This window comes from Mannheimia kashgarensis, from assembly GCF_041807705.1.
In the GTDB taxonomy this organism is placed as follows: domain Bacteria; phylum Pseudomonadota; class Gammaproteobacteria; order Enterobacterales; family Pasteurellaceae; genus Mannheimia.
On record NZ_JBGTYY010000012.1, the window covers coordinates 1 to 12,352 of the forward strand.

The following is a 12,352-nucleotide window of genomic DNA, read 5'->3' on the forward strand; positions in this document are numbered from 1 at the left end:
AAACCATATCAATGGCATTGAAAATTTTTGGAATCAAGCGAAGCGAGTACTCCGAAAATATAACGGAATTAACCGAAAAAATTTCCCTTTATTCTTGAAGGAATGTGAATTTCGGTTTAACTTTGATACACCAAAAGAACAGCTCAAAACGTTGCGAAAATGGTGTGAGATTTAGGGCTAATCTACTACAGCCCCTTTAATTAGGCCGATAACGAGAATGAAGCAAGCATTACAAGAGCGATAACAAAAAATAAGCCATTGCCAAAAGCAAGGGCTTATTTTATAGAGCATAAAGTTCAAAAAGACCAACTATTTTGCCCTATATGCTAAAATATTCTTGCTCTTCTAGTAGAGCTTACTTGTTCATTCTCTCCTCTTTGTGTAACAATTATAGCCTCGTTCTCACTTAATCCTGATAGCACTTCGGTGTTTTGAGTATCTGAAATACCGATTTCTATTGGTTTTTCAACGGATTTCCCATTCTCTAGTACCAATACATAATTTTCTTTTCCACGTTTTTTAATCACATTGGTGGGAACAACTAAAACCTGTTCTCGCTTATCAATGGTAATTTGAGCTTGGGTTGTCATTCCAATGCGTAGGCTCTTATCGGTATTATCAATCGATACATTGGCATAGTAATAAATCGCTTCCGTATTTCCTGACTGTTCGGTGTAGTTGTTATCAGTAAGGGTTGTGAGAGCAGGATCAACAGAATCAATTGTTGCTAAATATTCTCGATTAGGCTCAGCAAGGATAGTAAATTTAACTTGTTGCCCAACTTTAACCTGAGCAATATCACCTTCTGAAATCTCAAGTTTAATCAACATTTTAGATAAATCAGCCACTTGCACAATTGTTGGCGAAGTTTGATTAGAATTAACTGTTTGCCCAACAGAAACAGGTACAGAGACAATCACTCCGTCCATTGGCGAGATGATTTGAGTATAATTTAAATTGGTTTGAGCATCATTAACTGAAATTTCTGCCGATTTTAACTGTGCTTTGATGTTATCAACCGTTGCTTTGGCTGAGGCAAGCGTATTTTTCGCCGTTTCCAATTCGGTTAAAGACGTGCTGTTTGCTTTATATAATTTGCTTAATCGATTGTAATTAGATTGAGCCACTTCAAGGGCAACTTGTGCAGAAGTAAGCTGCGCTTTGTATGAGGCGAGTTGGGCTTGAGCGGTGCTTAAATTATTGCTTTGGTTACTTGAGTCAATATCGGCAATTAAATCACCTTGTTTAACTGCTTGTCCTAATTCTACATAGAGTTTTTGGATTTTACCTGAAACTTGAGCCCCAACCTCTGTGCGTTTGCTGGCTCGCACTGAACCTGTGGCAAGTACATTTTTATTGATTTCAGCTCGAGCAACTGCCTCAGTAATATAATGAATTTGTTGTTCATTATTTTGCTGATTGTAGTAAAAATATCCTCCTATTCCGATAGCGACAATTAGCACCAACGTGGCTAATGTTTTACGTTTCATACTTTTCCTTTGTGATATGTTGTGCTACAAGCGGTCGTTTTTTTAGAAAAATTTGCAATTTTAGATGATATCAAAGATTTCACGGATATAACTAGCGACAGCCTCATCTTTATTGAAACCAATCACTTCATTGTTTGGTAATGCTAATTTTAAACGAGGATCGGCATTTGCCATTAGACAGCCTTTGCCCGCTAAGTTTAACATTTCTACGTCATTCATACCATCGCCAAAGGCGATACAATCTTTTAATGTATATCCACGCAGTTTCACTAACTCTTCTAATGCATTTGCTTTGCATACACCTTTAGCCATTACTTCAAGGCAGAGTAGTGCGGAATAAGTCATCTGTACACAGCTGCCATAGGTTTCTTGAATGTAATTTTCAATCGGGATTAAGGCTTCAGCCGTTTTACCGATAAAAAAGACTTTTTCTGTTTCTCTGCCGTGATGGTTAGAAAAATCCGCTACTTGGTAGCCAAAACCGGATTCTTGGTGGAAATGTTTTAGCTCTGGAATTTCTTTATTAATAAACCATTCATCGCCTTGATAGCTGTTTAGGCAAACATTTTTATCGTCAAATTCAATATTCATTAACTCAACAGCGATATCTTCTGGTAAGTAGTGGCTAACAATTTTTTTACCCTCCAAATTGTTTGCTCTTGCCCCATTTGAGGTAACCAGCATTGCATTTTTAACATTTACTTTGTTGATAATATGAGAAACATCAGGGTAATTCCTGCCTGTGGCAAAAAAGATATCTACGCCTTTTTGCGATAATTTTTCTAATGTCTCAATCGTAAAATTGCCAATTTTATGATGTGCATTTAATAGCGTACCATCGAGATCGGAAATAATGGCACGAAATGGTAGGGTCATCTTGCTATCCTTTATATAAAAATTGGAAGAAAGGCTATCAAATTTAATCTTAAACTTCAAAGGAAACTAAAAAATTTACATTTTTTTATAAAATTTTTGATGAAATGTTAAATACTGTTTTTTTATTAAAATTAATGCTTTGTATTATACCTTTGTAGCTGGATAGATTTTTTCACTAAAAAATAAGATTTTTTCAATAAAATAATCTAATTAGACCAGTTTTAAGTGGGGTGTAAACGGTTGCGCAAAGTGAAAAATGCTATTGACTTTGAGTGGGATGCCGATAATATACACACACTTACCAAATAACAATGCAAACATAAACACACAACACAACATATGGAAAAATTTACCTTACTCCGATTATCTCTATTATCGTATTCTGTGCGAGGATAAAGATTGGTTGGAAAAAGTAAATGGACTATCCACATTCTTGCCCGCACTTAAAAATGCGGGCTTTTTTATCCAATAAAATGAAGGTTTTATTATGAGCAACAATAACATTATTATTTTTGATACAACATTGCGTGATGGCGAACAATCTCTAAAAGCAAGTTTAACCGTAAAAGAAAAATTACAAATTGCTCTTGCTTTAGAGCGTTTAGGTGTTGATGTAATGGAGGTAGGTTTTCCTGTTTCTTCGGCGGGGGATTTTGAATCGGTACAAACAATTGCTCGTCATATCAAAAACAGTCGTGTGGCGGCACTTTCCCGTGCGGTGGCAAAAGATATTGATGCTGCTTATGAAGCCTTAAAAGTCGCAGAAGCATTTCGTATCCATACCTTTATCGCAAGTTCAGCGTTGCACGTTGAAGCTAAATTAAAACGTTCATTTGATGATGTGGTAGAAATGGCAGTCACAGCGGTAAAACGTGCCAGAGGCTATACGGATGATGTTGAATTTTCGTGTGAAGATGCCGGTCGTACAGGGATTGATAACATTTGCCGTATTGTAGAAGCGGCAATCGATGCAGGAGCAACGACAGTTAATATTCCTGATACCGTTGGTTTCTGCTTACCGAATGAATATGGCAATATTATTCATCAAGTAATGAACCGTGTGCCAAATATTGATAAAGCGATTGTTTCTGTACATTGCCATAACGATTTAGGAATGGCAACTGCTAATTCTTTAACGGCAGTACAAAACGGGGCGAGACAGATTGAATGTACCATTAATGGTATTGGCGAACGTGCAGGTAATACGGCATTAGAAGAAGTGGTGATGGCAATTAAAACCCGCCAAGAGTTTATGGGCGTTGATACTCGCATTAATACTCAAGAAATTCACCGTATCAGCCAAATGGTGAGCCAGCTTTGCAATATGCCGATTCAACCAAATAAAGCGATTGTAGGTAGTAATGCGTTTGCTCACTCATCAGGTATTCACCAAGATGGTATGCTGAAAAATAAAAATACCTACGAGATTATGTCGCCAGAAACTATTGGCTTGAAGAAAGAGAAGCTAAACTTAACTGCTCGTTCAGGTCGTGCGGCAGTGAAAGGACATATGGCGGATATGGGCTATACCGAAGCGGATTACGATTTAGATAAACTCTATGAGGCTTTCCTACAGCTTGCAGATAAAAAAGGGCAGGTATTTGACTATGATCTAGAAGCTCTAGCATTCATTGATATGCAACAAGGAGAAGAGGATAGACTAAAACTAGATGTGATTACAACCCAATTAATTAGCGGTTTACCTGCTTCTGCATTTGTACAAGTAGAGTTAGACGGTGTTCGCCAAAGTGCTACTTCTCAAGGAGGAAATGGACCAGTGGATGCCACTTACAATGCCATTATGAACATTGTGGGTATGGAACTTAAAATGTCTCACTACAACCTTACAGCAAAAGGCGAGGGTGCAGAAGCCTTAGGACAAGTGGATATTGTAGTGGAATATGAAGGCAGAAAATTTCACGGTGTTGGTTTAGCTACAGACATCGTAGAAAGTTCTGCACGAGCATTAATTCATGCCATCAATGCAATTTATCGCTCACAAAAAGTGGCGGATATAAAAGGGAAGAAATAATAAATTATAATTTGTTATTTTCAAGGCAATACAAGCGGTCAGATTTTTTGAAATTTTTGCAAAATTTCGTTAAAATCCGACCGCTTATTATTTGTTTTATTAAAAAATAAAAAGGTTAAAAAAATTTACCAATTAATTGGAACTTTTAGAAAAAAGCACACACTAAAGAAGTGTGCAATGGTATTGACACATTATTATTAGGAGAGTCCGCAGTTGAGCGAGCAGATCACCGACCAAGAATTAGTCGAAAAAGCACAAAAAGGTGATAAAAAAGCATTTAATTTACTTGTAGTACGTTATCAAAACAGAGTAGCAGGTTTACTCACTCGTTATGTTGCAAGAGACGATATTCCTGACATTGTGCAAGAATCTTTTATTAAAGCCTACCGTTCCTTAGAATCGTTTCGTGGGGAAAGTGCATTCTATACCTGGCTTTACCGTATTGCGGTTAATACCGCAAAAAATCATTTAACTTCGTTAGGTAGAAGACCGCCTAAAGAAGATATTTTAGCCGAAGATGCTGAAAGCTACGATGTTGGTACGCAGCTTCGTGAAAGTGATACACCTGAAAATTTGGTGCTATCCGAAGAGTTAAAGAAAGTTGTCTTTGATACGATTGAAAATTTACCTGATGAGCTTAGAACCGCTATTCGTTTAAGAGAGCTAGAAGGTTTAAGTTATGAAGAAATCGCAGAAGTGATGGAATGCCCAGTAGGAACAGTACGTTCACGTATTTTCCGTGCAAGGGAAGCAATTGATGCAAAAGTCCAGCCTCTTATGCAGTAAGTCAAATAGAAATAAAATAGTTTTAAAAAAATCTCAGAAATCATTGGAGCCGATTATGCAACAACGCATTACTCAACACGAATACCTTTCTGCTTATATGGACGGGCAGAATGTTGATAAAGAGTTTGTAGAAACCTTAATTAATAGCCCTGAATTACAGCAAAAATGGGCAAGCTATCATACTATTCGCAGCGTGATGCAGGGCGATGAAGCTATCTTAGGTGTAGATTTTTCTACCAAAATGGAAGCACTACTTGAAAATGAAGAAATTGAATCTCAAGAGAATGTGGAAAAATCAAGAGGTTTATTGCTTAAACTCAAACGTTGGGGAACGCCAATTATGCAGGCAGGTATTGCTGCTTCAGTCTGCTTAGTTGTTGTATTTGGTGTAAATTCATTTAATACTAGTGAGGATGTGGCTCAAACTCAGCCGGTATTGCAAACATTACCTTTCAGTAATTCGGTTGAAGCGGTAAGCTATAATGGACCTGAGAAAGAGCAGCCGACTGCTGAACAGCTTGAACTTCAACAACGTAAAATCAATGCGTTATTAGAAAATTATGAGTTACAACGTCGTACAAATACGGTACAAGGTGTAACCTTATCAGAAGAGGAAAAGCAGAAAGCGAGAACTTCTTCAAATCAAGTAGAACAGCAAAAATAAGATAGATTCAGATAACAAGAGAAGCCACATAATTAACAATTAATTATGTGGCTTTTTGTATGTAAATGTAGCGAAAAAACAAGAAATTACTTGCAAATAGCGAAATAGTCTAAAATTTTTGATAGAATAAATCAGTTTAATTTGGTTTGAGAATAAATATGTTTATTAAGATAAGAAAATATTTTTTGATGCTCATTGCTATTTTCGTTTGTTCTACTTTTGCATTGGCGGACACAGGAATTAAAACGCCTTTGCTGTATTTATCCTCAATGACTGAAGCTCATAAAAAATCAAATTACGAATTGTTCTATATTCTTCAGCAAGATACCAGCGTTGAATCTTTCCGTTTCCGTCACGCATTTGTGAATGATAAAGAGTATGCTCAATTACTCAATCTTGATCACAATCGAGAAGAAATTATCCTGAAAGAGAACAATGTTAGTTATTTAGGATACAACTTCCGCCCTTTTAGTTTAAGTAGCCTCCATATTTTAGATAACCTACCTAATGTTATTTATGCTGATTATCACCACTTAAAAGGCTATATCTTTTTAGATGCCGGTAAAGATCGTATTTCAGATAGGATAGCAAAAGTTATTCGCATTTTACCTAAAGATAATTTCCGCTATTCTTACACACTTTGGATTGATGAAGAGACCAATTTATTGTTAAAAAGCCAGCTACAAAATGAAGATAGTGTGGTCTTAGAAGAATTTCGGGTGTTACAACTTTATCAATCTCAGGAAATTGCGATGATTGCTAATGCAATTGATGCTTTAATGCTTCCCACATTAACTTCCACTCAAAAATACAAGATGGCATCGCCTTATAATTGGGAGGTGAATGAGCTACCAATAGGTTTTCGATTAGTGCAGAGCCAAACAGTAAGTGGAACTGCTTATCAATTTGATAGTGAGTATGTTGATAGTCGTTTATATAGTGATGGTCTATCGAGTTTTACTATTTATGTTATGCCAGTTCAAGGTGTTAATTTTGACAACTATGCTTGGCAACAAGGTAAATTAACTATTTTGAATCAAACAATTAATAATAGGGATATTGTGATTATTGGCAATGTGCCGTTAGAGACGGCTAAGCACATTTTAACAAATATTCAGTTTAGAGAAGGAGATTCTCAATGATGATAGAAGAAGCGACCGTTGTGGAATATCGTAATGGTATCGCTATTGTGCAATGCTATGCAAAAAGTGGCTGTGATGGTTGTGTAACAAAAGCAGCTTGTGGTACAAAAGCATTATCAGCGTTAGCCGGAGAAAAAATAGCGCCCCGTTTTAGTATTGCAGTTGATGAGCCTTTAAATGTCGGTGATAAAGTCAAATTAGGGCTATCGGAAAATACCTTACTCAAAAGTGTTTTTTTAATTTATGGCATTCCACTTTTTGTATTAGTGGTAACAGCGGTCGGATTTTCTCAATTTTTTGCAAATGAACTTATAGTATTATTCGCAATATTGCTGTTTACAGGCATCTCATTTTGGGCTGTTAGAAAATGGATTAACAAATACAGCCGGCAAGTACATTTTTCGCCTATCTTTTTAGGCAAGGTTTAGGAGACTAAAATGGAAAAAGTATGGTTTAACAATTATCCCCCTTATTCACCAAAAACAATAGAAACAAATCAATATGAATCGTTAGTAGAGATGTTTGAAGCGGCGATAAAACGCCACCCGGATATTCCAGCTTATATTAATATGGGGCAAATTCTAACCTATCGTAAATTAGAAGAGCGTAGCCGATCTTTCGCCGCCTATTTACAAAATGAATTACGTTTACAAAAAGGCGACCGTATTGCCTTAATGATGCCAAATCTATTGCAATATCCGATAGCATTATTCGGTGCGTTGCGTGCAGGTTTAGTCGTAGTCAACGTTAATCCGCTTTACACTCCACGTGAATTAGAACATCAGCTAAATGATAGTGGGGCAAAAGCGATTGTTATTGTATCGAACTTTGCGGCTACTTTAGAAAAAGTGGTGTTCAACACAAATATTAAACACGTTATTTTAACCAGAATGGGCGATCAGCTCTCATTCGGAAAGCGTACTTTAGTAAACTTTGTTGTGAAGTATGTGAAAAAATTAGTGCCTAAATATAAGTTGCCCCATGCTGTGAGTTTTAGAGAGGTTTTAAGTATCGGTAAACAAAGACAATATGTAAAACCTACAATAGTAAGCTCTGACCTTGCCTTTTTACAATACACAGGTGGCACAACAGGTGTAGCGAAAGGGGCGATGCTCACTCATCAAAACTTGATTGCGAATATGATGCAAGCCAGATGGATTGTTGAACCTTTATTAGGTAATGCAACGGGGTTGATTGGCCTTGTACCATTACCGCTATACCACGTTTTAGCCCTTTCATTGAACTGTTTGCTCTTTATTGAGTTAGGGTTGACAGGGTTATTAATCACAAATCCACGAGATATCCCGGGCTTTATTAAAGAACTCAAAAAATACAGAGTATCTGTTATTACCGGCGTTAATACCTTATTTAATGCCCTACTTAATAATGAAAGTTTGAAAGAAGTCGATTTTTCTCACTTAAAATTAAGTGTTGGTGGTGGTGCGGCGATTCAATCAAGTGTTGCTAAATGTTGGCACGATTTAACAGGTGTTCACATTATAGAAGGCTATGGAATGACAGAATGTTCGCCACTTATTTCTGCCACACGAAGTGATTCGGTAGAGTATTCAGGCTCGATTGGTGTACCTGTGCCAAATACAGATATTCGTATTGTTGATGATGAAGGAAACGATGTGCCATTAGGCGAGCGAGGGGAACTAGTGGTTAAAGGTCCTCAAGTGATGCAGGGTTATTGGAATCGCCCTAAAGACACCACAGAAGTGTTAAAAGATGGTTGGATGGCAACAGGCGATATTGTTGTGATGGGAGAAGATCTGAATTTACGCATTGTTGATCGTAAAAAAGATATGATTATCGTCTCAGGCTTTAATGTTTACCCAACTGAAATTGAGGAAGTTATTTCGCAAAATCCAAAAGTAAATGAGGTTGTTGCGATTGGCGTGCCGAGTGAGGCTTCGGGCGAAAGCATTAAAATTTTTGTAACGAAAAAAGATGAAAGCCTAACTCGTGATGAGCTTCGTACTTACTGCCGTCAATTCTTAACAGGCTATAAAATCCCAAGAGATATTGAATTCCGTGATGAGCTACCAAAAAGTAATGTTGGTAAAATTCTTCGCCGAGTATTAAGAGATGAAGAACTGGCTAAATCACAAGTAAATAAGAGCTAAATTTGAATAATTAAGGAGCTTAAAATGAAAATTGTTGAAGTAAAACACCCGCTTGTAAAACATAAATTAGGTTTAATGCGTGAAGCTGAAATCAGCACCAAAGATTTCCGTGAATTAGCCAATGAAGTTGGCAGCCTACTCACTTATGAAGCGACCAAAGATCTTGAAATGGAAACTGTAGAGATCAACGGCTGGAGCGGAAATAAAATCCCTGTTGAGCGTATCAAAGGAAAAAAAGTAACGGTTGTGCCAATTCTACGTGCTGGTTTGGGTATGATGGACGGTGTATTGGAACACATTCCAAGTGCGAGAATTAGTGTAGTAGGGATTTACCGTGATGAAGAAACGCTAAAACCTGTGCCATACTTTTCAAAGTTAGCAAATGATGTAGATGAGCGTTTGGCGATTATCACAGACCCAATGTTAGCAACAGGCGGTTCAATGGTTGCAACTATTGATCTACTGAAAAAAGCAGGTTGTAAACATATTAAAGTATTGGTATTGGTTGCCGCTCCCGAAGGGATTAAAGTGTTAGAAGAAGCTCATCCAGATGTAGAGCTTTATACTGCTTCAATCGACAGCCACTTAAACGAAAAAGGCTATATCATTCCGGGCTTAGGTGATGCAGGCGATAAAATTTTCGGTACGAAATAGTTTTTTAATTTTCATATAAAATACAAGCGGTTATATTTTGTAAATTGTTTACCAAATATGACCGCTTGTTGTTTTACTTTTTAATAATCTTCATCAACCAATTCTTCTGATGTATCAATAGCTGGTGGATTTTCATAGAGCCAGTTAGCTAATCGAACATAATCAGCAATAGTCAAATTTTCTGCACGGGCTGTTAAATCAATGCCTAATGCTTCTAATTGCTCTGCAGTAAATAACGTTGAAAGAGCATTGCGTAACGTTTTACGGCGTTGGTTAAAGGCTTGTGTTGTAACACGGTTTAACCAGTAAATATCTTTCGCTGGGTACGGTAATTGATTATAAGGCACTAAGCGCACAACGGCAGAGTCCACTTTTGGTGCAGGTTTGAAAGCACTTGGCGGTACTTCAAGCACAGGAATGACTTGGCAGTAATATTGTGCCATAATGGTTAATCTGCCGTATGCTTTGCTATTTGGTGCGGCACATAAACGTTTTACCACCTCTTTTTGCAACATAAAGTGCATATCTTTAATCAGATCGTGGAAGGTCAATAAATGGAAAATCAATGGCGTAGAGATGTTATAAGGTAAATTACCAAAAACTCTCACGGTATCTTTTTCGACATTTTGGCTTTCAAAATATTCACGGAAATTAAAACGTAATGCATCTTGCTCAATAACGGTTAGTTTTTGACTTAAGAATGGATGATGACGTAAGCGTTCAGCCAAATCACGGTCAATTTCAACCACAGTTAGTTTATCAACTAATTCTGCAACAGGTTCGGTTAATGCCGCTAAACCCGGACCGATTTCTAATAGAAATTCGTCTTTTTTCGGGTTAATAGCAGAAACAATGCTGTGAATGACATTCATATCGTGCAAAAAGTTTTGTCCGAAACGCTTACGAGCGGTATGACCTAAATGTTTTTTTGAATTTTGTGAACTCATTGTTATCCTTTCCGAAATAAGAAAAGAACCCCGCTAGGCGAGGTTCTTATAAAATTTTTAATTATTGACCAACATATTGGATATTTGCTGTTTTTCTTAATGCTTTTACCCAATCTTTAGATGCTTCTTCGGCTTGTTTATTTACAAGTTGCTGATAAGCTCGTTGATGGTAAGCATCTTCAGTTCTGTCGCTATCACGAATATCAGTTACTTTTAGAATATGCCAACCAAATTGTGATTTAAATGGCGCAGAAATTTGATTGGTTTTCATCCTAGAGGCTACTTTTGTAAATGCAGGATCGTAGATTTCTAAAAAGTTAAAACCTAAATCACCGCCATCTGCACCTGAAGCATAATCTACAGAGTTGATTTTTGCGGCTTCTTCAAAAGTTATTTTACCTGAATTAATATCCGCAATTAAGCTGTTTAATTTTGCTTTGGCTTGAGCATCATTTAAAATTGGGTTGGTTTTTAGCAAAATATGGCTAACACGATGTTCTTTACCCGTTACGGTTTTTAATTTACCCGCTGCTTTATCTTTTGCCATTAACTCTTTTGCTAAAGATTGAACTTGTTGCGGGGAGACTTGGATTGATTGACCAATGCTAAAATGACGAACTTGCTCCATAGCCATTTGATTAGCAATATTACGTTTAAATTGTTCTAAGGTAATGCCTTGGTAATCTAATGCATCTAATAATTGACCGTAGGTAATGCCATTTTGAATAGCTACATTTTCAACTGCTTGATCAACTGCCGCAGGGCTAACTTTTACATTAGCTTCTTTCATTGCTTGTTGTATTAGCATATCGTCAATGACTTGATCGACTGCTGCACGATGAGAGGCTTCTGTTACTTTCTTTTTGCCAAGTACACGTTTAACTTGGCTTTGCATTACAGGGATGTCGTTTACTAACGCAACCACACGCTCTTCAAAGGTGTGGGCAGTTTGGGTAAGACTTATTGTTGCAACTGCAACAGCAAATAATGATTTTACGAATTTCATTTTTATAACAATCCTAATGGAAATAAATAAGTAATCCTTTTCTTAGAGCTAAGTTTATCGAAAAGGTTCACTTAAATTAAGCACTTTCTTTATCCGTTGCAGGAGCTAAGACCACTTGATTTACCCCATCATAACTTAAAGTATGAACTTTGATCTGCTCATTCTTCGCTGTAGGGATATTTTTTCCCACATAATCAGCTCGAATGGGCAATTCTCGATGACCCCGATCCACTAAAATAACCAATTCAATTCTGGCAGCTCTACCAAAATCAAGCAAGGCATCTAATGCTGCACGAATCGTTCTGCCCGTAAATAATACATCATCAACTAAAATGACCTTTTTGCCATTGATATTAATTTGATTATCAGCCCCTTTAAACACAGGATCTTGGTAGATTAAATCCAAATCATCACGATAGAACGTAATATCCAGTGCCATACTAGGTAATTGGATTTGTGATAGTTCTACAATGCGTTTTTGAATTAATTCCGCAATTTCAGCGCCTCGGCGTTTAATACCTACAATCACAACATTTTGCAAATCCCCGTGTTTTTCAATAATTTGATGAGAAATACGAGAAATCATTCGCTGAAATTGTTCTGTATCAATAATGATTTTTTCCATA

At 36.9% G+C, this 12,352-nt stretch carries 12 protein-coding genes and 1 pseudogene; 8 read left to right on the forward strand and 5 right to left on the reverse strand.

Features of this window, described 5'->3' with window-relative positions:
* Positions 1–175: pseudogene (locus ACERCF_RS06530) on the forward strand (IS1595 family transposase); the annotation flags it as partial.
* A 151-nt stretch (positions 176–326) separates the two neighbouring features.
* Here ACERCF_RS06530 and ACERCF_RS06535 read toward each other — a convergent pair.
* On the reverse strand, positions 327–1,490 hold the full coding sequence (locus ACERCF_RS06535) for an efflux RND transporter periplasmic adaptor subunit (protein ID WP_373625045.1): 1,164 nt from the start codon (positions 1,488–1,490) through the stop codon (positions 327–329).
* 60 nt (positions 1,491–1,550) lie between these two features.
* Positions 1,551–2,366, reverse strand: a complete 816-nt coding sequence (locus ACERCF_RS06540) for a Cof-type HAD-IIB family hydrolase (protein WP_373625046.1) — start codon at positions 2,364–2,366, stop codon at positions 1,551–1,553.
* A gap of 487 nt (positions 2,367–2,853) precedes the next feature.
* Here ACERCF_RS06540 and leuA point away from each other — a divergent pair, with 487 nt between their 5' ends.
* From leuA to upp, 7 genes are all read left to right on the forward strand, one after another.
* Positions 2,854–4,398, forward strand: coding sequence for a 2-isopropylmalate synthase (gene leuA / locus ACERCF_RS06545; RefSeq protein ID WP_373625047.1), 1,545 nt, complete (start codon positions 2,854–2,856; stop codon positions 4,396–4,398).
* Between the two features lie 213 nt (positions 4,399–4,611).
* On the forward strand, positions 4,612–5,184 hold the full coding sequence (gene rpoE / locus ACERCF_RS06550) for an RNA polymerase sigma factor RpoE (RefSeq protein WP_373611313.1): 573 nt from the start codon (positions 4,612–4,614) through the stop codon (positions 5,182–5,184).
* A 55-nt stretch (positions 5,185–5,239) separates the two neighbouring features.
* Positions 5,240–5,848, forward strand: coding sequence for a sigma-E factor negative regulatory protein (locus ACERCF_RS06555; RefSeq protein ID WP_373625048.1), 609 nt, complete (start codon positions 5,240–5,242; stop codon positions 5,846–5,848).
* A gap of 158 nt (positions 5,849–6,006) precedes the next feature.
* Positions 6,007–6,990, forward strand: a complete 984-nt coding sequence (locus ACERCF_RS06560) for a MucB/RseB C-terminal domain-containing protein (RefSeq protein WP_373625049.1) — start codon at positions 6,007–6,009, stop codon at positions 6,988–6,990.
* Positions 6,987–7,418 carry a SoxR reducing system RseC family protein gene (locus tag ACERCF_RS06565; protein WP_373625050.1) on the forward strand — a complete coding sequence of 144 codons (432 nt, stop codon included), beginning with the start codon at positions 6,987–6,989 and terminating at the stop codon, positions 7,416–7,418. The genes ACERCF_RS06560 and ACERCF_RS06565 overlap by 4 nt, the downstream gene beginning before the upstream one ends.
* A 9-nt stretch (positions 7,419–7,427) precedes the next feature.
* Positions 7,428–9,119 (forward strand): long-chain-fatty-acid--CoA ligase FadD, encoded by a 1,692-nt coding sequence (gene fadD, locus ACERCF_RS06570; protein WP_373625051.1) that lies wholly within the window; start codon positions 7,428–7,430, stop codon positions 9,117–9,119.
* 24 nt (positions 9,120–9,143) lie between these two features.
* A complete protein-coding gene (gene upp, locus ACERCF_RS06575; protein ID WP_373611318.1) occupies positions 9,144–9,773 on the forward strand; it encodes a uracil phosphoribosyltransferase in 630 nt (209 codons plus the stop codon).
* Positions 9,774–9,853: 80 nt separating this feature from the next.
* Here the strand turns inward: upp and rsmA are convergent, their stop codons facing one another.
* The 3 genes from rsmA to pyrR form a co-directional block, all read right to left on the reverse strand.
* Positions 9,854–10,720 carry a 16S rRNA (adenine(1518)-N(6)/adenine(1519)-N(6))-dimethyltransferase RsmA gene (gene rsmA / locus ACERCF_RS06580; RefSeq protein WP_373611319.1) on the reverse strand — a complete coding sequence of 289 codons (867 nt, stop codon included), beginning with the start codon at positions 10,718–10,720 and terminating at the stop codon, positions 9,854–9,856.
* A 61-nt stretch (positions 10,721–10,781) separates the two neighbouring features.
* Positions 10,782–11,726 carry a peptidylprolyl isomerase gene (locus tag ACERCF_RS06585; protein WP_373625052.1) on the reverse strand — a complete coding sequence of 315 codons (945 nt, stop codon included), beginning with the start codon at positions 11,724–11,726 and terminating at the stop codon, positions 10,782–10,784.
* A gap of 76 nt (positions 11,727–11,802) precedes the next feature.
* Complete coding sequence (gene pyrR / locus ACERCF_RS06590) at positions 11,803–12,351, reverse strand: bifunctional pyr operon transcriptional regulator/uracil phosphoribosyltransferase PyrR (protein WP_373625053.1); 549 nt, start codon at positions 12,349–12,351, stop codon at positions 11,803–11,805.
* Between the last annotated feature and the right edge of the window lies 1 nt (position 12,352).